Annotated in this window: 26 protein-coding genes; 4 read left to right on the forward strand and 22 right to left on the reverse strand. The window is 42.4% G+C overall.

What is annotated here, in order from left to right; genetic code table 11:
• Positions 1–184: 184 nt before the first annotated feature.
• The 4 genes from mfd to ACZ5NG_RS10885 form a co-directional block, all read right to left on the reverse strand.
• Positions 185–3,721 carry a transcription-repair coupling factor gene (gene mfd / locus ACZ5NG_RS10870; RefSeq protein WP_464253161.1) on the reverse strand — a complete coding sequence of 1,179 codons (3,537 nt, stop codon included), beginning with the start codon at positions 3,719–3,721 and terminating at the stop codon, positions 185–187.
• A 130-nt stretch (positions 3,722–3,851) separates the two neighbouring features.
• A complete protein-coding gene (locus ACZ5NG_RS10875; RefSeq protein WP_464251813.1) occupies positions 3,852–4,238 on the reverse strand; it encodes a hypothetical protein in 387 nt (128 codons plus the stop codon).
• A gap of 12 nt (positions 4,239–4,250) precedes the next feature.
• Entirely contained in the window at positions 4,251–4,808 is a 558-nt protein-coding gene (gene pth / locus ACZ5NG_RS10880) for an aminoacyl-tRNA hydrolase (protein WP_464251814.1), read from the reverse strand.
• Between the two features lie 105 nt (positions 4,809–4,913).
• Entirely contained in the window at positions 4,914–5,579 is a 666-nt protein-coding gene (locus tag ACZ5NG_RS10885) for a 50S ribosomal protein L25 (protein WP_464251815.1), read from the reverse strand.
• A gap of 116 nt (positions 5,580–5,695) precedes the next feature.
• Here ACZ5NG_RS10885 and ACZ5NG_RS10890 point away from each other — a divergent pair, with 116 nt between their 5' ends.
• Both ACZ5NG_RS10890 and ACZ5NG_RS10895 read left to right on the forward strand, forming a co-directional pair.
• A complete protein-coding gene (locus tag ACZ5NG_RS10890; protein ID WP_464251816.1) occupies positions 5,696–6,505 on the forward strand; it encodes a PRC-barrel domain-containing protein in 810 nt (269 codons plus the stop codon).
• Between the two features lie 29 nt (positions 6,506–6,534).
• Positions 6,535–6,657 carry a hypothetical protein gene (locus ACZ5NG_RS10895; RefSeq protein WP_464251817.1) on the forward strand — a complete coding sequence of 41 codons (123 nt, stop codon included), beginning with the start codon at positions 6,535–6,537 and terminating at the stop codon, positions 6,655–6,657.
• 21 nt (positions 6,658–6,678) lie between these two features.
• Here ACZ5NG_RS10895 and ACZ5NG_RS10900 read toward each other — a convergent pair whose 3' ends face one another.
• From ACZ5NG_RS10900 to ispE, 6 genes are all read right to left on the reverse strand, one after another.
• Entirely contained in the window at positions 6,679–7,629 is a 951-nt protein-coding gene (locus ACZ5NG_RS10900; protein ID WP_464251818.1) for a ribose-phosphate diphosphokinase, read from the reverse strand.
• 24 nt (positions 7,630–7,653) lie between these two features.
• Entirely contained in the window at positions 7,654–9,015 is a 1,362-nt protein-coding gene (gene glmU, locus ACZ5NG_RS10905; protein WP_464251819.1) for a bifunctional UDP-N-acetylglucosamine diphosphorylase/glucosamine-1-phosphate N-acetyltransferase GlmU, read from the reverse strand.
• A gap of 197 nt (positions 9,016–9,212) precedes the next feature.
• Positions 9,213–9,482 (reverse strand): septation regulator SpoVG, encoded by a 270-nt coding sequence (spoVG, locus tag ACZ5NG_RS10910; protein ID WP_464251820.1) that lies wholly within the window; start codon positions 9,480–9,482, stop codon positions 9,213–9,215.
• A 131-nt stretch (positions 9,483–9,613) separates the two neighbouring features.
• The gene (locus tag ACZ5NG_RS10915; protein WP_464251821.1) at positions 9,614–10,372 is read right to left on the reverse strand and encodes a nucleotidyltransferase family protein; all 759 of its coding nucleotides are present in this window, start codon (positions 10,370–10,372) and stop codon (positions 9,614–9,616) included.
• Positions 10,369–11,067 carry a GntR family transcriptional regulator gene (locus tag ACZ5NG_RS10920; protein WP_464251822.1) on the reverse strand — a complete coding sequence of 233 codons (699 nt, stop codon included), beginning with the start codon at positions 11,065–11,067 and terminating at the stop codon, positions 10,369–10,371. Before ACZ5NG_RS10920 ends, ACZ5NG_RS10915 begins: the two co-directional genes overlap by 4 nt.
• Positions 11,068–11,120: 53 nt before the next feature.
• On the reverse strand, positions 11,121–12,005 hold the full coding sequence (gene ispE, locus ACZ5NG_RS10925) for a 4-(cytidine 5'-diphospho)-2-C-methyl-D-erythritol kinase (RefSeq protein WP_464251823.1): 885 nt from the start codon (positions 12,003–12,005) through the stop codon (positions 11,121–11,123).
• A gap of 217 nt (positions 12,006–12,222) precedes the next feature.
• On the opposite strand from ispE, the gene ACZ5NG_RS10930 reads away from it, so the two are divergent.
• Complete coding sequence (locus ACZ5NG_RS10930) at positions 12,223–12,954, forward strand: L,D-transpeptidase family protein (protein WP_464251824.1); 732 nt, start codon at positions 12,223–12,225, stop codon at positions 12,952–12,954.
• Between the two features lie 46 nt (positions 12,955–13,000).
• Here the strand turns inward: ACZ5NG_RS10930 and ACZ5NG_RS10935 are convergent, their stop codons facing one another.
• The 6 genes from ACZ5NG_RS10935 to ACZ5NG_RS10960 form a co-directional block, all read right to left on the reverse strand.
• Positions 13,001–13,450, reverse strand: coding sequence for a DMT family transporter (locus ACZ5NG_RS10935; protein ID WP_464251825.1), 450 nt, complete (start codon positions 13,448–13,450; stop codon positions 13,001–13,003).
• 13 nt (positions 13,451–13,463) lie between these two features.
• On the reverse strand, positions 13,464–13,679 hold the full coding sequence (locus ACZ5NG_RS10940; RefSeq protein ID WP_464251826.1) for a heavy-metal-associated domain-containing protein: 216 nt from the start codon (positions 13,677–13,679) through the stop codon (positions 13,464–13,466).
• Between the two features lie 284 nt (positions 13,680–13,963).
• Positions 13,964–14,158: a hypothetical protein gene (locus tag ACZ5NG_RS10945; protein ID WP_464251827.1), complete on the reverse strand. Its 195-nt coding sequence runs from the start codon at positions 14,156–14,158 to the stop codon at positions 13,964–13,966.
• Between the two features lie 588 nt (positions 14,159–14,746).
• Complete coding sequence (locus ACZ5NG_RS10950; RefSeq protein ID WP_464251828.1) at positions 14,747–15,316, reverse strand: hypothetical protein; 570 nt, start codon at positions 15,314–15,316, stop codon at positions 14,747–14,749.
• Between the two features lie 92 nt (positions 15,317–15,408).
• Positions 15,409–15,609 (reverse strand): hypothetical protein, encoded by a 201-nt coding sequence (locus tag ACZ5NG_RS10955; RefSeq protein ID WP_464251829.1) that lies wholly within the window; start codon positions 15,607–15,609, stop codon positions 15,409–15,411.
• Positions 15,610–16,053: 444 nt separating this feature from the next.
• On the reverse strand, positions 16,054–16,356 hold the full coding sequence (locus tag ACZ5NG_RS10960; protein WP_464251830.1) for a YbaB/EbfC family nucleoid-associated protein: 303 nt from the start codon (positions 16,354–16,356) through the stop codon (positions 16,054–16,056).
• Between the two features lie 145 nt (positions 16,357–16,501).
• Here ACZ5NG_RS10960 and ACZ5NG_RS10965 point away from each other — a divergent pair, with 145 nt between their 5' ends.
• Positions 16,502–16,744 carry a hypothetical protein gene (locus tag ACZ5NG_RS10965; RefSeq protein WP_464251831.1) on the forward strand — a complete coding sequence of 81 codons (243 nt, stop codon included), beginning with the start codon at positions 16,502–16,504 and terminating at the stop codon, positions 16,742–16,744.
• A gap of 92 nt (positions 16,745–16,836) precedes the next feature.
• Here ACZ5NG_RS10965 and ACZ5NG_RS10970 read toward each other — a convergent pair whose 3' ends face one another.
• The 6 genes from ACZ5NG_RS10970 to ACZ5NG_RS10995 form a co-directional block, all read right to left on the reverse strand.
• Entirely contained in the window at positions 16,837–17,163 is a 327-nt protein-coding gene (locus ACZ5NG_RS10970; protein WP_464251832.1) for a hypothetical protein, read from the reverse strand.
• Entirely contained in the window at positions 17,160–17,462 is a 303-nt protein-coding gene (locus ACZ5NG_RS10975) for a YbaB/EbfC family nucleoid-associated protein (RefSeq protein ID WP_464251833.1), read from the reverse strand. The genes ACZ5NG_RS10970 and ACZ5NG_RS10975 overlap by 4 nt, the downstream gene beginning before the upstream one ends.
• Positions 17,463–17,488: 26 nt before the next feature.
• Complete coding sequence (locus tag ACZ5NG_RS10980; protein WP_464251834.1) at positions 17,489–18,031, reverse strand: hypothetical protein; 543 nt, start codon at positions 18,029–18,031, stop codon at positions 17,489–17,491.
• 22 nt (positions 18,032–18,053) lie between these two features.
• The gene (locus ACZ5NG_RS10985) at positions 18,054–19,634 is read right to left on the reverse strand and encodes a DUF3794 and LysM peptidoglycan-binding domain-containing protein (protein ID WP_464253162.1); all 1,581 of its coding nucleotides are present in this window, start codon (positions 19,632–19,634) and stop codon (positions 18,054–18,056) included.
• Between the two features lie 304 nt (positions 19,635–19,938).
• Complete coding sequence (locus ACZ5NG_RS10990) at positions 19,939–20,910, reverse strand: CAP domain-containing protein (RefSeq protein WP_464251835.1); 972 nt, start codon at positions 20,908–20,910, stop codon at positions 19,939–19,941.
• 206 nt (positions 20,911–21,116) lie between these two features.
• Positions 21,117–22,127 (reverse strand): hypothetical protein, encoded by a 1,011-nt coding sequence (locus ACZ5NG_RS10995; RefSeq protein WP_464251836.1) that lies wholly within the window; start codon positions 22,125–22,127, stop codon positions 21,117–21,119.
• Positions 22,128–22,241 lie beyond the last annotated feature (114 nt).

Genomic DNA, 22,241 nt, shown 5'->3' on the forward strand with positions numbered 1-22,241 from the left:
CTTAATAAATTATATGTTCCTCAAACTTTACAAATAACCACTGCAGCGGTTGTATGACAGCTCTGCCGATTTATACCTCCTTCCTTAAAAAGTATGTAGCAATTATTTTATGCAACGCAGCCATTTTTGGGTTGATGGTATTATTCCCTTACTTTTTTAATAATAATCTATTTTTCTCCAGTATCTAATTTTTCACATTATTGTCTTTAGCTGCCAGTTGAATGGTAAAGTCTAACAGTTCCTTCAGTTGTTGGCAATCAATTCGGTCAACCTGCCTAAATTTTATCTTTATTTCAAATTCTTCAGCACTGTTGTTAAACTTTAAGCATTTGCGATAACGTTCACTTAATTCAACCAACTTTTTGGCATTTAAAGGCGGCTCAGAGCCAAAAACAAATTTGATATATCCGGACTGACGACTAATAGATTTAATTTTCAGCTTACTTCCAACCGCCTTTAATTTTGCCACTAACAGCAAACGCTGTACCGGTGCGGGTACATCCCCAAAACGATCGACTAATTCCTCTTCCAAATCATCAACCTGTTCAGGTTCTTTCATATTAGCAATTCGCCGGTATAACTCGACTTTTTGTCCCGAGTCACTGATGTAGTTTTCCGGTATATATGCATCCACCGGGAGTTCTATCACCGTGTCCACTGTTTTTTCTATTTCTTCACCTTTGGCTTCTCTAACCGCTTCCTCCAGCATTCGACAGTATAGGTCAAATCCCACTTCAGCAATGTGCCCATGCTGTTCCACGCCTAGAATATTTCCGGCTCCTCTTATTTCCAAGTCTCGCATGGCAATTTTATAGCCGGAACCTAAGTCGGTAAAATCGCGAATGGCAGACAGGCGCCGTTCCGCCTCCTCGGTAAGTACCTTATCTTTGCGGAAAGTAAAATAGGCATAGGCAACACGGTTGGAACGTCCCACTCTGCCTCGGAGTTGGTATAACTGTGCTAAGCCAAATCTATCGGCATCTTTGACAATCAATGTATTTACATTGGGTAGGTCTAAACCGGTTTCAATAATTGTGGTGCACACCAACACATCATAACTGCCGGCCATAAAATCCAACATAATTTTTTCCAGCTGTTCTTCCTTCATCTGCCCGTGGGCAACAACTAATTTGGCTTCCGGCACTAAACCGCTTAGCCAATTAGCTACCACATCCAGCTCAGCTACCCGGTTATGTACAAAAAATACTTGTCCACCCCGATTTATTTCCCTGCGAATAGCCTCACGAATCATTACCGGATCTTCTTCCATCACATAGGTTTGTACCGGATAACGCTCTTCAGGCGGGGTTTCTAACAAACTGGTATCACGTACTTTAACTAATGACATATGCAGTGTTCGGGGAATCGGTGTTGCGGTAAGTGTTAATACATCCACCGTAGCCCGCAGCTGCTTTAGTCTTTCTTTGTGAGCGACCCCAAAACGCTGTTCTTCATCTATCACTACTAAGCCTAAGTCTTTAAATTTTACATCTTTTTGCACCAAACGATGTGTGCCGATGACAATATCGACGCTGCCATCACTCAGTCCCTGCAGTACCGCACGCTGCTCTTTGGGTGTGCGGAAGCGAGACAGCATTTCTATGTTAACGGGGTAGGGTGCAAACCTTTCTCTAAAAGTATTGTAATGCTGTTGGGCTAAAATTGTTGTCGGCACCAATACCGCAACTTGTTTACCGTCATTAACCGCTTTAAATGCCGCCCGCAAAGCCACCTCTGTCTTGCCGTAGCCAACGTCACCACAAAGCAGGCGATCCATCGGTCGCGGCGATTCCATGTCTTTTTTTACTTCCGCTATTGCTTTTAACTGATCGGGTGTTTCCTCGTAAGGAAAGGCACTTTCAAATTCCCGCTGCCAGACGGTATCCTTGCTAAATGCATATCCTTTTTGGGCCTGTCTTTTAGCATACAATTGCAGCAGATCATCCGCTATTTGCTTCACGGCCGCTCTTACTTTATTTTTGGTCCGTTTCCACTCACTGCCTCCCATTTTAGATAATTTGGGAGCAATTCCTTCGTTTCCGGAATAACGCTGCAGCAAATCAACCTGATCTGTCGGTACATATATCTTGTCTTCACCGGCATATTGAATAATCAGGTAGTCTTTTTGAATTCCGCCGATATCTAAGGTAGTGAGTCCCAAATACCGCCCGATACCATGATTAATATGTACCACATAGTCATTAGGTTTTAACTCTTCGATCGGAATAACTTTGTTCTCAGAAAACTCTCTCCGCTTGCGTTTCTTTTTACGTTGACCAAAAATCTCTTTTTCGGTAATAACCGCCAAACGGGCAGCCGTTAGTTCAAAACCGGCTGATATATATCCTTCGGTAATGACAATATTCCCGGGAAGCACTTCTTTACTGAGCTTTGACATATAAAAGGCATCTATTTGTGCCTCTTTTAAGGTCTCCAGTAAACTTCTGGCCCGTTCAGCAGTTGATACCATGAGCACCACTGCGTACTTTTTCCTTTTCCATTGTTTAACTTCATCAGCCAATACCGCTAAATTGCCCAAAAAAGGATGCATCGCTTTAGCGATAAAGTTAACAATATTTTTCGGTTTCAAAAACTGAGCACTGCGGGGCAAAAATGAAAAAAACAAGCTCTGTCTGCGTTCCAATTTAGCCCAAAACTGCCGCCAGTCTAAATATATGTGGTATTGGGAAGGTAACGTCTTGCCTTTAGCTAACAAATCAGTATGTGTTTCTGCCCGTTCCTTTTGAATTACTTCAATTATTTCCTTGATACGCAGCGGCTCTTCTATTAACAGGGGGGTATCAGCGGGAAAGTAATCAACAATATTGTAGAGCTCCGGATAAAAATACGGCAGTAACTTTTCCGCCCCCTCAAAGTAGGCCGGTTTTTCCATGCGGGCAAGCAGCGATTCTACTTGGGCATTTAACTGATGCTGGGCGTCCACCGAGGCACTTTTAACCATCTTTTTATGGTGGTTACGGTATTCATTTAACAAACGTTCCCGACCGTCTGCCCAATATTTTTCACTGACCGCCATCTCTTGTGCCGGCGTAATCTTCACTTCACTGAGGTTTTCTATTGAACGCTGTGAACTAATTTCAAAAGTACGGATAGAGTCAACTTCATCATCCCAAAATTCTACACGCAGCGGGTTATCCTCAGCCGGAGGATAAACATCCAGGATGCCGCCGCGTATGGAAAATTGACCGGGTCCTTCTATCATATCCACCCGTTCATAACCTTGACGCACTAAAAACTGCTGCAAATCTTCCAAGTCAACTCGCTGGCCTACTTTTAATATCCGGCGCTCATCGTGATATACCGCCGGAGGGGCTAACCGCCTGAGAACGGCCTCTACCGGGGCGACAACTACCGGATTCTGCCCACTGATCAGTTTTTCCAACACCCTTAGGCGCTGAGCGTTGATCTCTCTGTTGTGAGACACAACCGGGAAAGGCATGGCTTGCCATACCGGAAACAGCATCACTTCCCTGTCCGGCAACAAATAGCTGAGATCTTCCAGCAGCGTACCGGCATCACTTTCATTGGGAGTAATAATCAACGCCGGACCATTTTTTTGGTAAATAATTCCAGCAATGATCAGCGTTCGCTCTGGGCCGGCCAAACCAAAAATATGTTGTTGATCAAGGCCGTTGTTCAGTCCGTTAATTATCCCTTGAAATTCAGTTGCCTGTTCCAAGGGTTGCAATAACCCGGGCAACCCAGTGTTGTTTTTAGCCATAGCAAAAAGAGCTTTAGCTAACAAATGGCCAAAGCCCTAACACGCTCCTTTATCCGTTTATTACCAAATACAAAAACATTCTTAATTATATATTACCCAAAACTACCCGTCAAGATGACACCGTTTTATGAACAATCCAGTAATTCCAACTCATGTGTAGGATATAGGCCAAAGCTACCGCGGGCACAAAGCCCAAAAAATGCCAGGCCAAGGCAGAGATTATTCCGTAAAACAAATGAGTAGCTTGCGCGTAAAAAGCCGCGCGCAGCCCATTTCGGGTGAGCTTTAATTCCCAAGCCGCCTCGAACGTTCCAAACAAAGCGTGGGTGATTATGATTGATGTATTCAGCAAAACAGCTAAACCCGTTTTCGCAAGCTCTTCAACAGCCGGCCCGAAAAAAATTACCGCCCTGTTACCAAAGCGCTCGATTAACATGCCGTTTATTAACCATGACACACCGGCTGCCAAAAAGCCGCTTGCAAAATATATAATCATTTTTTCAGCTTACTAATTAACATTATACTTATTCATCGCCGCGTTAATGTCCTGACGAACCCAAACCTGTAAACTTTCTACGGCTTTTGTAATGACATTATTTATTATATCAAATTCTTGCTGGTTAAAATTACCTAAAACATAATTAACCGCGTCTTTTTCCGAGCGGCCAATGCCAATGCGGATGCGGGGAAATTCAGTAGTGCCTAAATGGGCAATTATTGATTTCATCCCGTTGTGTCCGCCGGCCCCCCCTTTTGGCCGAATACGGAGTTTTCCTAACGGTAAATCCATATCGTCATAAACGACAATCACATCTGAAGGGTTTACTTTATACCAACGGGCAAGGGCGCCTACCGCTTCCCCGCTTAAATTCATATATGTTTGCGGCTTAACCAAAATAACCCTTTCTTGACCAATATAACTTTCGCCAATCAAAGCATTAAACTTACTTTTATTTATTGCCGTATTTAAGTTTGCGGATAAGTGATCCAGGACCATAAACCCGACGTTATGCCGCGTATTAGCATACTTTTGCCCCGGATTTCCTAAGCCAACAATTATTTTCACTTTTCCTACCTCCGTTGCCATTTTCCATGTCAATTTTACTCAATTGAGCTGCAGATGACAACCGGCGGCAGGAACCAATGAGTATTTCCTTTGTTGATGAGCAACTTATGCTTGGGCTTCTGCATTTTCCGGCTCAGAATTTACCCCACTATCTTCCTTAGCCGGAATTTCTTCATCAGGTTCTTTAGAGGTCAATTCTTCCGCCTCTGCGGTTCTCATCATTGTTACACTGGCCACTACCGCCTCCGGATCGGTTGTGGTTTTTACACCTTTTGGCAATGACAAGTCTTTAACATGAATACTTTGCCCAACATTTAAATCTGATACATCTACTACAATCTGGTCGGGAATATCCGCCGGCAGGCACTCAATCTCCAGGGCGTCCAGCTGTCTTTGCAGTACCCCGCCCTGTTGCGCACCGATAGGCTTTCCGACAAATTTTATTTTAACGTTGGTTTTGATTTTTTCAGTCATTTTAACACTTTGCAAATCAACATGCGTTAACTCTTTGCGGACCGGATCATATTGTACATCCTTCAGCAATACTTTCATGCCGTCGCCTTTTCCGTCTTTTAATCGCAGGTCAATAATTTTACCGGTGCCAAAATTTTTTACTATTCTTTGAATATCTTTTAAGTCTACGGCAATTGACATGCTGCCCATTTCTTTACCGTATACTACACCGGGAATTCTCCCCTGTTGCGCCAAAAGGTTGCGAGCATGTCTTCCTCGCTCACTGCGACTACTTGCTTCCAGCTTAATGTCAACCATAAATTACCCCCCTAGTATACTAGCTAAATATATTATTCCCTAAAAATGGTCATATCAAACTCTGAACAAGCATAACATGAATTAGAACAACCCATGAAACCAAGGGGGTTATTTAGATGCTTAAAAGCAAGCGACTTATCGGCATGCCGGTGATCAGTCTGGCTGAAGGTCAGCAATTAGGTAAGGTTAAAGATTTGATCGTCGATCCCCTAAAACGAGCAGTTGCCGCTTTAGTGATTGAACAAAAGGGATGGTTTAGAGAAGAAAAGTTTATTCCCTACTCTAAGGTAAGTAACGTCGGCAGTGATGCAATCACAGTAGCACAAAGTGATTTTGCGCAAAAAGGCACCAGCCTGCCTGAGATCGTTAAGTTAATGAAAGATAAATATTTGATCAATAACACCAAGGTAGTAGCCGAAAACGGAAAAATGTTAGGCATTGTGGAGGAATATTACATAAATACTGAAGACGGCACCATAGCCGGTCTGGAAATTGCCGGCAATTTTTTAAACAGTATTATTTCCGGAAGAGCTTTTTTAGATAGCAGTTTTATTCGTACAATCGGTAAAGAGTTAATTATTGTCGGCGATGAAGCCGTTGATAATTTGGTGAAAACTGACGGTGGCCTCAAGGAAACGATGAAGACTATTAAAGAAAGCAGTAATACCATTTGGGGAGAAACCCTTGTCAAGGCAAAAGAAGTAAGCAGCAGTATCAATAAAAAGTTAGAGCAATTAAAAGAAAGGAAAAAGAAACAGGAAGAACACAGCGAATGTCAATGCTCTGAACAAGCGCCGGAATTACAGGAAGTAAAAAATGCAGAGCAGAAGGAGAGCAGTGAAACCGAAAAAACAATAGAAGCGCAAAAAGAACAAGCTACAGAAAGCCAACCGGAAAAAAATAATCCTCAACCCCCCGGGGAATAATAAATAACAAAAAATTCAGGAGGGGTACGATGTCAACTAAAAGACCGGATCAATTTATCACCGGTTTTGCCGACCGCAGTTACGACAAGTTAATCTATCACACCCAAAAGCATGAGGAGGAGGAAGATAAAAAAGAGGCCGCTTCAAAGTAACGGCCTATTTTTTATAAAATTTTAAACATCAAACAATTTGCTTACCGATAAATCTTCATGAATGCGAATGATTGCTTCGCCCAAAATCGGTGCAACTGATAAGGTTTTGATGCGATCAAACATTTTTTCTTTCGGTAACGGTATGGTATTGGTAACTACCAATTCCTTAATCACAGAGTTCTGCAAACGTTCCACCGCCGGGCCGGATAAGACCGGGTGGGTGCAACAAGCGTATATTTCTTTGGCCCCCCGCTCCATCAGGGCAGCAGCACCATTGGTTATGGTACCGGCAGTGTCAATTATATCATCAATCATAATTACACTTTTACCTTTTATTTTACCGATTACGTTTGTTACTTCTGCCACATTGGGTTCAGGACGGCGTTTATCTATGATTGCTAAAGGCACGCCCAGCCGCTCTGCCAAATCCCTCGCTCGGGTTACCCCGCCGATGTCCGGCGAAACAACAACCAAATCTTCTATCTTGTTTTGTAAAAAATATTCCGCTAAGATTGGCACCCCGGGCAGGTGATCTACCGGTATGTCAAAAAAGCCTTGAATTTGACCGGCATGCAAATCCATGGTAATTACCCTTCTGGCTCCTGCTGCATACAATAAGTTGGCCACAAGTTTTGCTGTAATCGGATCCCGGGCCCTTGTTTTTCTGTCCTGACGCGCATAGCCGTAATAAGGAATAACCGCAGTGATTCGTCTGGCCGAAGCACGCCTGATGGCATCAATCATCACCAACAACTCCATAAGGTGCTCATTTACCGGGTTGCTGGTGGGTTGGATAATAAAGACATCCGCTCCACGGACACTTTCATTAATCCTTACCATTATTTCCCCGTCGCTAAAGCGTTGGACATTTGAATCTCCCAGTGTAACTCCCAAGTACTGGCAGATTTCAATAGCTAAATCTTTATGTGCATTACCACTGAAAATTTTTAACCGTTTGTTTCCCGAACCCATTTCCTAACCTCCAAGTTTGTTGCATTATTTGTTCTTATTTACCCATCCTTCTTTGTTGATTTGGCGCTCCCTGGCCACTGCCAAAGCACCGGAAGGAACGTCTTCGGTAATGGTGGAACCTGCTGCAATAAACGCTTCAGAACCCACCTTAACAGGAGCAACTAAATTACTGTTGCTGCCGACAAAAACATGATCGCCAATTTCCGTTACATATTTATGTTTGCCGTCGTAATTACAGGTAATTGTGCCGGCGCCAATGTTAACTTTTTGACCGATCAATGCATCTCCGATATAGGTTAAGTGGGGTATTTTAGTGTTATCCCCGATTGTACTCTTTTTAACCTCGACAAAGTCACCGACTTTTACGCCGGTACCAAGCTTGGTACCCGGTCTAATGTAAGCAAAAGGACCAACTGTGCAGTTCGGACCGATTTCACTGTCTAAAATTACGGAATATTGCAGTTGACAGTTTTCCCCCACCGAACTGTTGACAATACGCGTATTTGGTCCGACAATGGAAAAACTGCCGATACGCGTGTTTCCTTCAATAATTGTACCGGGATATAACAGGGCATCGTTATCAACGGTGACGGTGGCGTCTACATATGTTGTTTCCGGATCTACCACTGTGACACCCTCGTCCATTAACTTAGTCAGTACCCTCATGCGCATCACTTGGTTGGCAGCGGCCAGTTGTCGACGGTCGTTGACACCCATTACCTCATTAATATCGGAACAGCTGCATGCTGCTACAAGCTTACCTTGAGCATTATATATTTTAATTATATCCGTAAGGTAATACTCTCCTTGAAGGTTTTGAGCGGATATTTTTTTCAAATCTTCAAACAGGCCGGATAGGGCAAAACAATAAAATCCGGTATTAATTTCTTTCACCGCCAGCTCTGCCGGTGTAGCATCCTTCTGTTCAACAATCCGGTCCACTCTGCCGGTACTGTCCCGAATAATCCTTCCGTAACCGGTCGGATCCTCTGCCAAGGCAGTGAGAACGGTAGCCGCCGCTTTTTCTTCCAGGTGTTTGTTAAAAAGCATTTTTAGTGTTTCCGGAGTAATTAGCGGAGTATCTCCACAAACTACCAGCACATGTCCCGAAAAAGAATTCAGCGCGTCAGCAGCCTGCATTAAAGCATGGGCGGTACCTAATTGTTGATGTTGGTAAACCACCTCGGCTGCAGATCCTACATATTCCTTCACTTTTTCCGCACCGTAACCGGCGACAACCACTGTTTTTTCTACGCCGGCATGCTTCAGTGCGTCCAGAACATGTCCCAACATCGGCTTGCCGCCTACCGGGTGTAAAACCTTGGGCAGTGCGGATTTCATTCTCGTTCCTTTTCCTGCTGCTAATACCACAGCCGCAAGCCGCATACGGGAACCCTCCTTTTAATATAAAGTTTAAAACCACGTAATACAATTCAACAGAGATTATCTTATTCCTCTAACTTTTACATTATAAAGCCGTCTTATCCTAAAAGTTTTACTCTTTTGATAATTTAAATTCTTATTTTTTACACTAAATAAGGGAGCTTTTAGCTCCCTTTATTTTAAAAATCACAAATAATTATTTAAATTGCCTGAGAATTTAAAGCAGCCTCATATGCTTCCAGTACAGCGGTTTGAATAATCTCTCTGGCTTGGGAATTAATCGGGTGTGCAATATCCCTGTATTCACCGCTGGGGGTCTTACTGCTCGGCATAGCAACAAATAGCCCGTTTTGCCCTTCTACAACTTTTACATTATGAATAACAAACATATCATTCAATGTCACGGATACTATTGCTTTCATTTTACCGTCAAGTAAAATCTTGCGAATGCGAACGTCGGTAACCTGCACTACGCTCTTCACCACCTTCTGTCATTTACTTAATTAAGGTAACTTTTCTTCAATTTATTTAAAATTCCTTCTAATTTCCAAACTTTTTAGTAAATTATTGCCATAAATTTTAGATTACTATATCCCAGTAATTAACAATTGTCAACTCCCAATAACTTACTAACCATCATTAAATCACTTGGTTTGTCAACGTCCACTCCCACTTCGGGGTAGCTGCAAATTATTGCCTTTCCCTTTATATCTAAAAGCTTTGAAACCTTTTTTTCAGCCTCTGCCAAGCTTAATCTGTGAGATAAGTATTCAAATAAAAACCCCAGACCGACTATTTTACATAACTTCAAAGGATTTTTTCTGGCTTTAATCAGCCTTTCTCCCACTTTAACACATTTAGGTACCACTTTGGGATCAACCAAAAATATATTTCCTCCGGTAAAAGTACCTTCTTTTAATTTTACGTAAGTCCTCTGCACCCCCGGAAACTTTCTACACACATCTTCTTGAGAAATTACCGGAAAATATAGATCCGCTTCATGCAAAAAACATGTTCTGATAAATTCATCTATTGCTTCAGCAGTAATTAAGGGTATATCTGATGTAATTACCAAGACGTGTTTAGTACTGGCCAAATGTTTTAATCCGGAGGTAATATTTCTAATTAGTGTATCTTGGGGAGGAATTACCTCGATGCCCAAAGGAGAAAATATCTTTGTCAACTCCCCAGGGCCGACCACCAATATTTTCTCAATATTTTTTGAATGCATTAAAGCTTCAACAACATACTCCACCATAGTGCGTTTGCCGATGGTGATAAGCGCCTCAAAGCTAACATCACTGCATTCTTTTAACATTCCGTCATTAGGGCTGCCGGCAAGCACCAGGGCGTCAATCATGCATCTTCAGACTCCTTTTTTTTCTTAATTTCTTGCAGCATGATATTTTCAGCATTCTCAATGTGCTGGCGGGCCAATTTTTCTGCCAGCTCGGCATTGCGTTCAGCAATAGCCTCTACTATCTGCCGGTGTTCATCTACCGCTTGTTTGGAACGGCCGGGTGTAGCCAGTGATGTAGCCCGAAAACGCTGCAGCTGTTCTTTCAGATTGGTAATAATTTGAATCAGCTTTTCATTCCGGCTTGCTCGATAGATAATGTCGTGAAAGCCAATATCCTTTTCTACTACTGAACCAATGTTCTTGCCGTCTGATACTTCGGAAATCGATACAATTGAACGCTCCAACTGATCAATTTCTTCATCGGTAATGCGCTCCGCTGCCAAGCTGGCGGCCAATCCCTCAAGTGCAGCACGCACTTCAAAAACATCAACCACGTCTTTAATAGATATACCGGCCACATAGGCCCCTTTGCGGGGCACCATGACCACCAAACCTTCTAACTCCAACTTTCTAATTGCTTCCCTCACCGGTGTGCGACTGACACCCATTTCTTCTGCAATCTGCATTTCCATCAAGCGCTCACCGGGACTGAGTTTCCCCGTAAGAATGGCATCACGCATGGTTTCAAAAACTATATCCCGTAGCGGCTTGTAATTATCTAACTTAATCGGCACCAAGCGCGGTTTATCGGTCATAAAGCAAACCTCCTAAAACTTTGAAATTATTAGGTATTATTATACCTTGAAATTTATAACTCCTGTATCTTTTTACCTGCCGCGTTTTTGTTTGCCTTTTTAAAACCGGTAACAATCACATGAACACTATGATAATTTAATCGTTCTGCTAAATCAACAGCCGCAGACTTACTATCGGTTAAGGCAAAAATCGTCGGTCCGCTGCCCGACATCAATACACCCAATGCGCCGGCACTGCTTGCCGCCTTTTTAATCTCTTTTAATTCCGGATACATTTCCATCGATACATATTCCAGATCGTTAGCTAAATTTTTAGCTATTTCCGGTATATTTTTTTGTTTGATGGCTGAAATCATGGCCGCGGTACTTGGCCTTTTCCCTAAACGGGCCGAGGCAAAGTTTTCGTAAACTTCTGCCGTTGATATGCCAAATGGCGGCTTAATCAGCACTACCCCCATCTCCGGAGCATCCGGTAGCGGAGTTAAAATTTCACCTTTTCCACGGGCCAGTACCGTACCGCCAACTAAACAAAAGGGTACATCAGAACCAATTTTTTCGCCAAGCGCCATTAACTCTTTTAAATTAAGATTTAAGCCCCAAAGCTCATTCAATCCCAACAGTGTCGCTGCCGCATTGGTGGAGCCACCGGCCAAGCCGGCCGCCATCGGAATGCGCTTTATCAGTGATATATTGGCACCTTTGTCACATCCGGAGTATTCCTGTAACAACTCAACGGCGCGCAATATTAAGTTATCCCGTCCTTTAGGTGCATCACCTTCAACGGATAAATTTACTCCTTGTGCACTTTCAAAATATAATTCGTCATGAAGCTCTAAGCTTTGCATAACTGTTTCGATTTCATGATAACCATCACTTCTCTTGCCTAATACTTTCAAAGTCAAGTTTATTTTGGCATAGGCTTTATACTTAATTTTCAATTATGTATCCTCCCGCCATCTGCTGCTACTAAAAAATACTAACTGTAAATATTGGCCTTTAACTTGCCTATTTCCTTCCATACCGCTAAGTATTAGTGATTATTTTGTGCAAATTTTGGAATATTTTGGCTATAGGGACATATATTCAATAACAACCTCATGTTAACCAAATAGACATTAACTTAAACATACTCTGAAAAAAGGAGGTATTGTCATATTGAGCAAGCAAGAGTTTGGTGCTGCAAAGTTCTTGCTGGTAAATACAGAAACAGCTAAGTTGCAGTTTTATGAACGCGGCAGATTAATCAAAACTTACCCTATTGCTGTAGGCAAAGCAGCCACCCCCACCCCCACCGGTGAATACAAGATTGTCTCTAAGATATATAACCCCGGTGGCAATTTGGGCACTCGCTGGTTGGGATTGTCAGTCCCTCACGGTCATTATGGCATTCACGGGACCAACAATCCGGCGTCCATCGGCAAAAAAATTTCCAACGGTTGTATTCGTATGCACAACAAAGATGTTGAAGAACTGTTTGCTATGGTCACGCTCAAAACTCCGGTATTAATTACCGATCTTGCCGAACAAATAAATTTGGCTCCTACACAGGAAAAAGAAACAGATGTTATTAAATCAGAAGATGTGACTGCTATTCCGGCAGAAGATAATGCCTTAAAAGAGGATGTGGCAGAAGATATGCTTGAAGCTCCCCAAAACAATACGGTAGCTACTGAGGAAGAAATTGAGCAATCAGTTGAGCAACCACAACCACCGGCCGCTACTATTTACATGGTCCGCCCGGGAGACACATTGTGGTCAATTGCCCGTAGTTTTGAAATACCCATTCAACGCATTATGGAGCTAAATAATTTACCTGCCCCCAACTTTATCTTCCCCGGACAAAAACTGTTAATCCCCTTAACAAATCATTCCCAGAAAAACAATTAAAAATGCCAATATTTAAAGGCATCCCCCAGTTAGAATTTGGGATGCCTTATTTTTTGAAAAGTATCAACCAAGCTCCTCCGGCCATCAAAAATACACCTAAAATGCGGCAAGGATTAAAAGGTACGCGCTGCATACCAAAGAGACCCAGATGGTCAATTAACCCTGCGGTAAAAACCTGGCCTAATATAATGGCAGTAGTGGCGGGAGCCGCCCCTGCCTTTGGTATACTGCGGGCTACCGCATAAACTATAACTATACTGAGCACGCCACCCAAATATGTATACCAAGGTGCAGCAGCGCATTTATCTAACTCAAAAGCACCTAATTTAAAACCAAATATCAATACACCGACAATTGCTGCCCCAACAACATGCACAATCATAGTGGTTTCCCATAAACCGATTGCCTTTCCCAGTGCCCCGTTTAAGGTGCCTTGTACCGCCATCGCCACACCTGAAAGGGCAGCAATTAACAAAGCGATCATTCGGCCACTCATTATTTACCTCTTTTTAATTTAAAATGTAGGGATCGTTTCCCAACGATTGCAGTGTTTCTTTTAACCAACCTAAGTCCACTACTGCAGAATCATAATCTATAGTTACTGTTCGGTCACTGAGATTGGCTTCTACTTTCTTTACTCCGTCAATTTGCTTTAGGTAAGTCTCAATTTCATCTTTATCCTCTTGAGTAAACAAGCCCCCGACCTTAAATTTTTCCTGAGGCATGGTTGCCACCTCCAAGTATTATTCATGGTTGTTACTAAAGATAGTCTTTTCAAGGCGTGCCAAAATTATTCTTAAGAGAAAATTACTCTGCAAACGACAATTTAAAAAACAACCTGAACCCTAAGCTTAAAAGGCATGTCTTAATTGTCAGACAGCAAAAAAATCCTAAGTGCTACTTTACTCAGTATCACTTAGGATAGCCAAAATCCCTTTCAATTTTATTAATCAAGTTTGCAATTCAGCCAAGAACCTTTTGTGCATTTACCAATCCACATTCCAAATCTTCAAGCTAACCTTTGGCCGCTTTTCTGCAACAAATAAAGCAGCTCCTTTAAGCAAATGTTCGGCTTTATTTTCAAAGCCTGGCTAATCAGCCCGGTGACGTGAGCGGTACCGCTCAAACGCCGATACTTGCCGTTGGAAGCAGTTACCGTAACCTCCGGGCCGTAACTGAAAAAGGAGCAAATCAATCGCCCCAACGGCAATTACTTCCGGGTATGCCCCGGGGTAATCTACCGAGTTATTAGTACGTCATTTTTGGCTGCCGCCACGATAATCAGGTCGGCTTCAACAGTCCGTTGAACAGCCATTGGCAAGCTAATACTTATGCTATCCGTGCCAACACTTAAGTTTACCACCTGTATCTATTTCTTATATACCGGTATTGTTATCTTCAGCGGCTATAGTTCCGGCAACATGTATGCGGTGACCGTTATCATCATCCGGGCTACTCTTTCCACTGTCCATCACCGCTACTTTAACATCTTCGTTACATTGTTGGCACCAATGCGATTAACTCCCCAGGGTATTTGCTGTTTTGGGCTTTGGGGTTTAGCAAAAATTGGGTATATGCGCTCTGTTTTATCAGCCTCAGTTTAATTGGCAGATTGTCTTCCACCGCTAGCACTTTAGGATCCGTTTGAAATTTCCCTGCCGGTTCTTCCGGCAATTGGCGGACAACGCCATTTACCAATGACAGCGGTTTATTGTTTTTCGCAAGGCGCCTCAAGAGAGGTGAAAGACCGGTCTTGTAAATAAAATCACCTTTTCTACGTCAATTACCCTAATTATTTTGAGCTTTCAACAGTGCGTTTACTGTTAAAGCCGGTTTCTTTGTTGTCGGCACTGTAACCGCTGTCATTTTTGGCACTGTTTCCAATCGATGCAAAGCCCTGAATTAAACTGTTCAGTGGCTTCAACAAAGTAGCCAGATCAAATTCCTCATTGGCTGTTTTTTGTTTCAGCGAATTGCCTTTATATTCATCTTTTAACAAATGTGCAATAGTATCAAACATTACATTAGCACTGCTGGCTACAGTTTCAATTACTTTGCCGGTTATTTTAGCCCCGTGCAATACTTTGCGCACGGTTTCCTCGAATTCTACCTGTTTCTCACGCTTGTCATGCTCTTGCAAAACTTTATCAATGTGCTTAGTCATTACTTCTAATTTCTCTGTCAACCTGGCTTCCGTGCTGCGTTGGGATTCCAAACGCGACAGCGTTTGCACAAGCTGATCCAGCTTGTTAAACATTTCATGTGCCCGCTCTACGTCCAGGGATTTTTCTTTTTGGTAGGATTCAATTCTTGCTAACAATTTTTCAATAGTGTCTGTAACATTACCCTGTTTTCCTTCCATATGACTTCAATCCCTCCTTTAATGGGGTAGTTTAAAGGGCTACACAGCGTGTAGCCCTTCCCGGTTAGACTACCACATCACTTAATCGTTAACTAGCAGAAGAAGCCACAGCAGCAGGCAATTGCGAGCATTAAGAAGAGCCATACACCTAACAGTTTCCAATCAAGCAATCCGCAGAAGAAAAGTGCAATGCCAATGATGAAGCCTGCTAGCAATAAGCAGCAGCATTTAACCCAAATTCCTGGGCCCCAATCTTTTACACCAAATTCCTTAACGGCTTCAGCTAAACCCATTCTAAATTCCTCCTTGTAGTTTCTTTAATGGACTGAACGAACTCCCGGGATTCGTTCTAATCATACAATATGAGATGGTTCCAATATCTGTTACAGGGTTAATAAAATTTTTTACCCCCTTGTTAGAAAAAAATAAATATTAACACCCCGAGCAATATGAGAAATATAAAGGTTCCTATCCCAATGATCTCTAACCCTAACAAAACTGCAGCCAAAACAAGTAATGCCAGACAAATAAAAAGACAATAAATATTAAAATAACCCGAATAAAATTTTTGTTTTACACCAAAAATCCCTTGGTCTGACACAGTCAGCCCTCCTTTCCTATGATAAATCGTAGGAAAATCTATTATTTTTAAAGTACGTCAACCTGTCAGCATATGTTACATTTTTAGATTTTGATTTAAGTTGCTAAGCCAAAAAATTTACCGGCAGCCGCCGGTATTAAAACATCCCCTTGTAAGCATCCATCTTAATACCCGTGATCCTTTCAATTTCTTGAAGGGCTTTTTCTTTCGAACGTTTTTGTGCCTCGTTAAAAATAGCTTTAAGCTCTTGTTCAATATGGGTAAGGTATGGAACTTTTAAGACTGCCGGATTAATTCTTATTGCCAATACCTGTTGCTGACCGTTCATAATGATCCTTATATGACCGCTGCGAGAAACAACATCAATATTGGCCTTTGTTAATATTTCCTGAATCTCTTTGAACTTTTCACTAAATTTACTTATATCTCCCAAGCTCAATTTAATACCCCCTATCCTGTTGCATTATCTTACTATATGCTGCTTAATTTTTATAAGTTACAACACCTTAGCCATTCAGTAACCATTTTAAAAGCCTGCACGTATAGTATGATCAGACATCAATCAACCGGAGGGGAGGTTTAATATGCCCAATGCTAAAAATGGCAAAGGCTCTATATTAGAGCCTAATGCCTTTACTTTATTTTTAATTTTAATTTTGCTAATCATGGGGAGTGGATACGATTTAGAAGGACGTCTGGCTCATTTGAGCAGGATGTTGCGGGCAAGCAGCAATGCCGTTAAAATGATGCGTGCCGGAATGAACGAATTTCGTTCCTCCATGGTTCCGCCCAATTCCAATGAATTTAACAACAATACCGTTCAATAATTGTTGATGAGGATGCGCAATGCATCCTTATTTTTTTCCTTTGCCGTTCCCAGGCCCGGCAACTAAAAAAACAAAGGTGCCGATGGCGGCACCTAATGATTATATGGATTCATTATCCCGGGCATTAATGCTAAAACGGCATGTGTAAGCAATGTTGCTAAAAATTCCGGTCTGGGTCCCTCAGTAATCAGCCTGGTCATTAAACAAAGCGGATCCTGATTTATTGATTGAAAGTTTGTTTTTTCGTTTTTTGCTTCATACGGCTTAGCCTGAAAAGTTTTTCTGATAGTAATGAGCTTAGCTTGATAGTTATTTATAGCGTTAATTGTCCCGGTTAAATTGAGCAAGCATAATGCCAATAAAACACTGTTTGTACCGGCATTGCCCTTTTTTAACAGCTTCAACAAATTGTCAATCATGTGAACATATTCATCAGGCTGTTTAAATCTAAACCTGTCGCCTGAGATAATTTATCTTTTACCGCCGCTCTTGATTCAATTTGGGCTTTATTCAATGCTTCCACAATCTTATCTTCTAATTCTTTTACTTCTAAAGTCTGAATGGCCTGCGGATCAATATGCACCGATAGCAACTCTTGTTTGCCGTTCATCACCACTACTACTTCTCCTCCGCTGCAAGGCACTTCTACTTTTAAATTTTGTACTTGGTTTTGAATCTGCTGAATTTGGGACATGATTTGACCCATGTTTCCAAACATAATGATTATTCCTCCTTAATTTAAGGTTATCCTAGTCGGGGATCCCATTTTAAAAGGTTTTTTGCCCCAGAATTTTTTTTGCACCGCTCCTCCTCAACATTCATCTCTTTTACTGCCGACGGTTTTTCTTTAACATTCTGTTCCCCCGGCGGCTTTGGCGGCGGCTTTGGTGGTGCCGTTTTAGATTCCCGCGGGGGAGGAGGCGGCGGCATCATTTGCGAAAGCATCGCTAACATTGCCGGGTCAACCTTGCCGCTCAGCATGCTCATTAACTGATCCGGTTTAAGGTTGCCTGATGCTGCCTGCTGTAATATATACATTAAGTCATCATTAGGTGCCGCACCGGAATTAGCCCGGTTTTTTCCTGTGGCGGAAGATTGATGGCCGGAAATCTCTAAATTAAGTCCTTCCCCCCCTGTCGCCCTTTGCAAAATATCAACTATCCCCATTAAGTTAACCAGGCTCAGCATTAACAGCATGTTGATGTTATCCACACCGTACTTTGACTGCTCATCTAATAAAGTTAATAATGTTTGTTCCAAACCTGCTTTCGGCAAGTTGTTATCCACTGCATGACCTCCTTTTTATAACCTATGCCTTTACCTCACATGGGATTTTAATTTTTTTATGTGCAGAAATATCACCTCTCCTTAAGTTGTGATTTAACGCTAAAATTGCCTCAACAGTGGTGCCAAAGCGTTGGGCCAATTTTTCCAAAGTGTCATCCGGCTGTAAAGTATAATTAAAAAAAATAGTCGATTTTTGCTTATCAGTAGCTTGACTGACTGAATTAATACCTGCCGCTAAGGTACATTTGTTTACTTTAAACAGCTGCACTTTAATATCTATATCAGCAAGCAGTTTTAACCGGCCGTCGACAATGTCTGTTTTAACTTGATCTACATGAAGATAGGTTGCCGTGCGGAAACAGTCCGTCGGTTTCATCAGTCGCAGTACTGTTTTAAATAATGCCCTGCGGTAAATATATTTCAAACCGCCCTCAGATGTGCCAAGATAGATTAAAAAATCACCGTATCCTTTAATTAGCAGACGGTTACCGATTACATTGATGGTTGTCACTTCCACCGGCCCCGGGCGCACTTCATTAATCTTGCCGTCAGTCATTTCCGTAGGCAAGGCGGCGGTATCTAAAATAACCCCTTTGCCGCTGACCTCTTCGGCCAAACTTTCAAAAGTCAAATCCATAAAATCAAATTTATACCGACAATTGCTGATCTGGGTAATAACTTGCTCTTCATGCGGTTGAAAAACCTTAATTAACAAATCAGCCTTAAAGTTTAACATAAAGGAACTGCCACTTTGGTTATTGATTTTTACCTCCGTATATTGATTTAGAAAATGCACTTCACTTACTAAACCGGGACGTGCACCCGGTACAGGCGGCTCAATACTATAGGCTATAAATCGCTGGAGTCGACGATTTTCACCACCTTGATCTAGGTAATTAATTTCCAGCTGCAACCAGCCATTAACAGTAACTGTGCCGACATCATGAATGTAATTTTGCATTAGCGGCAACACTCGATAGCTGACTATTTGCTTGGCGGCAGGCTTGATTGCGGGAATAAGGATCTCCTCAGCAACATCCAGCTTGCCGACCGCAATATCCGTTATTTCGTTAAATATAACCGCTTCTTTATCAGAATGACATCCACTTGGGACGTCAGTTAAAACGGTAATTTCTTCAACCTTATTAACAATAACCTGATTATTTAAAACTATATTCAGGGTAACATTGCGCCCTTGTTTGTCGTCTATAAAAAGTAGAATATCTTTAACCTCCGCTTTCACCACTGAGGTCATAGCCTTTGTTGCATTTGGTGCTTCTATAAAATCACAATAAGGAATGCCGGCAAAAAATTTTTCCTTAGTGTTTTTACCGTAAGCCTGATAGTTAATTTGGATGTTAATTACACCTTCAACTAGCACCTGACCGTCATTGGTTTCCACGCTGCAAATATTAACGGAATGGCTTGTAGACAAGGCTTTTTCAATCGGTGGCAGATTAGCGGGAACGTCAACACTGCCGCGAACAACAGTGCGCTCAAAAATTTCTGTAACAACACGATTAATTTTTATCTTTTTGAGTTTTGCACCCAGCTCAACGGCAGTTCTCCCTTGTTTTGGGTGTGCGCGGCTGTTCTGAACCATTTCCGGCAACACTCACCCCTCCTTTTTGGGAAAGCCCATGCTTTTTATCATTGTTTTTTGGCTAGAAAGAATTTCCCGCTAATAATATATGAGGGAGTTTATTAAATTGTGCGAAATACAACAAATTTCCAACAAACACAGTCGCACTAAATAAGCTTTTTAATGTAATTACGACAACCTTAATTGTCTTAACTTCAGGTTATAATTTTTAGTTAAGTAATGCCAAAACACAAAAAAACTCCTGGCCAATAAGCTTAAACATGCTTACTGGCCAGGAGATAGATAATTTACTTAAAGCCTATTGTTACCGACGGACAAAATGCTGTACCCAATAGTAACCGTCAGCAGTAAAACCGACACCGATTTCGGTAAAGTCTTTATTTAAGATATTAGCCTTGTGCCCGGGACTGTTCATCCAACCTTCCATTACACTCTCAGGTGTTCTATAGCCCATGGCAATGTTTTCACCCGCACGGGTGTAAGATATGCCAAATTGTTTCATCATGTCAAAAGGTGAACCATAGGTAGGCGATGTGTGACTGAAGTAATTATTTTTAGCCATATCTTCAGCTTTTAATTGTGCAACTTTATTTAAGTCGGCTTTGGCTACCAGCGGCTGCAAACCCGCTTTAGCTCTTTCTTGGTTTACCAGCTGCACAATTCGCTGTTGAAATTCACTCATTCCGACAACAGTATTGTTATCCGGTTGTTGCGGTTGAGGCTGATTGTTCTCTGTCGGCTTTTGTGGTTTAGGCTGCGGCTGTCGTGGTTGGGTGTTTTCAACCGGTTTTGGTTGTTCCGGTTGTGTTTCCTTTACATTTTTGCATTTAGCAAACACTTCAACGCATACCTTGCCGTAGCGGCTGCTGTCTACAATACCGATACCAACCCCATTGTATTCAGTACTTAAACCGGCAAAACCAGCGTTTTTTATTTGATATTGAACGGTGCCTATTATATTCGAAGTTCTAAGCACACTGGTTCTAACACCTTCATAGTCACCGCTGCGCAGCAATTTGTAGAGCGGATCATAACTGCCCCAGTAACTGTCGGCAAATTCTTTTGCTTGCTCCCGAGCTATTGCCGTTAATGTGGGATCGGCTTTAAGCAGTGGCAAACCTTTTTCTGCCCTTGACTGATTAATCAGCTCTACAACTTGCTGTTCTTGGGCCCCATAGTTTGCTGCCTCTGCCGCCGTATAGGGAACCGTTAAAATGAGCAACAATAAAACAGCTACAGCAGAAAGCAACACATTTTTGTTTTTTTGTAACGTCAAAATCCCCTCTCCTTTCTTTTTTTAACCCTATTGCTTGTCTATTTCTGTCGTAATTACTATAACAAGTAAAAAGTGGCCGGATCAACTGGTAACTATAACCAGACCCTTTGAACCACTTCTCTGGCGTTTGCGGAAAGTTTTGGTAACATAATCCCGGCAAGACAAATAAAAAGGAGCACTGTTGGTGCTCCACCCAGTCACCGCGATTAAAACACTATGTCCAAAGCTTCCATTACATTTTGAATGCGGTTAAATACCGTAATTTTATCAGAGCCGGCAAACAACAGGCCAACCGCTTTATTGTCCGGAGTGACCACTAAGGAACCGCTGTCTCCGCCCGACGATTTCATGTCGGTAGTGACCTGGTCAGTGAATACTACCTGTTCACCGTCACTCATCGCAACTTTCAATGTTGTACCGATCGTAGTAACCACGCCGGTGGTAACACCCGTGGTACGACCGCTTTTTCTTACCGGCATTCCCGGCTGTGCTTCAACTAATCCATTGACTACACCAAATTCCATAATCGCCGTATCAATAAACTCCGGCCGGTCAGGACGAGCCAAAGCACAGTCAACGGTATTCGGTACACTCAACTTTTTGAATACTCTCACTTGATAATTCGGTCTTATTACCCGCAGTACGGCGTTAGTCACCGTGGAAAAACCGCTGGCATAGGGACAAGTAACCTCTTGTTCGCTAACACCCCGGTTAATTGGAATATACCGGAATAATGTGGCAATCCGGTCTTCCGTTCTCCCGCCGTCGTACGGTCCGGGTTGCAATATCGGATCCCCAATCGCACAACGCCCGTCATATCCGTTGGAGCCATTGGCTAAAATGTGATTATTGGATAAAATTAACGGCTCACCGGTAGTACGGTCACGGACAATCGCCCCCAACGTGCCGGCAGTAACACGGTAATGCCCAATGCTGCAACCCGGCACGGCAGGACGTATGCGTTCAGTGCGGCCGTCTAACATCTTAATCCGTCCAACTTCAATCACATCGGTGTCCACACCCTCAATTTTCATGGGGATAATCTGACTGCGCTTTAAATCTTTAGGCGGCAACTTTTTTTCTACCAAAACAACCATAGAAACTTGCTTTGTGCGCATATTCCCTACTACCTTATGGCCAACGCCCACTCCCACGACATTTTTATCACGGAGTAACTTATTGCGTACTTTTGCCAAAACATTGAAATATCTATTCATCAAGACCCCTCCCGGAAATTTCCTAAACTATGTTATGCAGTCTTCCGGGAAGGAGTGCCATCACCTAGTATGGCGATTTCGGAATTCCTAAGCGGTGCTTACCGCGTGTTTCAA

The organism is Desulfovectis peckii, assembly GCF_055391705.1.

Coding starts and splice junctions, on each gene's coding strand:
- ACZ5NG_RS10985 (WP_464253162.1), bottom strand. CDS start 19,634: ATGGTTCAGAACAGCCGCGCACACCCAAAACAAGGGAGAACTGCCGTT.
- ACZ5NG_RS10875 (WP_464251813.1), bottom strand. CDS start 4,238: ATGATTATATATTTTGCAAGCGGCTTTTTGGCAGCCGGTGTGTCATGG.
- ACZ5NG_RS10935 (WP_464251825.1), bottom strand. CDS start 13,450: ATGAGTGGCCGAATGATCGCTTTGTTAATTGCTGCCCTTTCAGGTGTG.
- ACZ5NG_RS10955 (WP_464251829.1), bottom strand. CDS start 15,609: ATGGGTTTAGCTGAAGCCGTTAAGGAATTTGGTGTAAAAGATTGGGGC.
- ACZ5NG_RS10970 (WP_464251832.1), bottom strand. CDS start 17,163: ATGATTGACAATTTGTTGAAGCTGTTAAAAAAGGGCAATGCCGGTACA.
- ACZ5NG_RS10890 (WP_464251816.1), top strand. CDS start 5,696: ATGCTTAAAAGCAAGCGACTTATCGGCATGCCGGTGATCAGTCTGGCT.
- ACZ5NG_RS10950 (WP_464251828.1), bottom strand. CDS start 15,316: ATGGAAGGAAAACAGGGTAATGTTACAGACACTATTGAAAAATTGTTA.
- ACZ5NG_RS10895 (WP_464251817.1), top strand. CDS start 6,535: ATGTCAACTAAAAGACCGGATCAATTTATCACCGGTTTTGCCGACCGC.
- ACZ5NG_RS10940 (WP_464251826.1), bottom strand. CDS start 13,679: ATGCCTCAGGAAAAATTTAAGGTCGGGGGCTTGTTTACTCAAGAGGAT.
- ACZ5NG_RS10885 (WP_464251815.1), bottom strand. CDS start 5,579: ATGGTTGACATTAAGCTGGAAGCAAGTAGTCGCAGTGAGCGAGGAAGA.
- ACZ5NG_RS10915 (WP_464251821.1), bottom strand. CDS start 10,372: ATGATTGACGCCCTGGTGCTTGCCGGCAGCCCTAATGACGGAATGTTA.
- ACZ5NG_RS10920 (WP_464251822.1), bottom strand. CDS start 11,067: ATGACCGATAAACCGCGCTTGGTGCCGATTAAGTTAGATAATTACAAG.
- ACZ5NG_RS10975 (WP_464251833.1), bottom strand. CDS start 17,462: ATGTTTGGAAACATGGGTCAAATCATGTCCCAAATTCAGCAGATTCAA.
- ACZ5NG_RS10900 (WP_464251818.1), bottom strand. CDS start 7,629: ATGGGTTCGGGAAACAAACGGTTAAAAATTTTCAGTGGTAATGCACAT.
- ACZ5NG_RS10995 (WP_464251836.1), bottom strand. CDS start 22,127: ATGAATAGATATTTCAATGTTTTGGCAAAAGTACGCAATAAGTTACTC.
- ACZ5NG_RS10965 (WP_464251831.1), top strand. CDS start 16,502: ATGCCCAATGCTAAAAATGGCAAAGGCTCTATATTAGAGCCTAATGCC.
- glmU (WP_464251819.1), bottom strand. CDS start 9,015: ATGCGGCTTGCGGCTGTGGTATTAGCAGCAGGAAAAGGAACGAGAATG.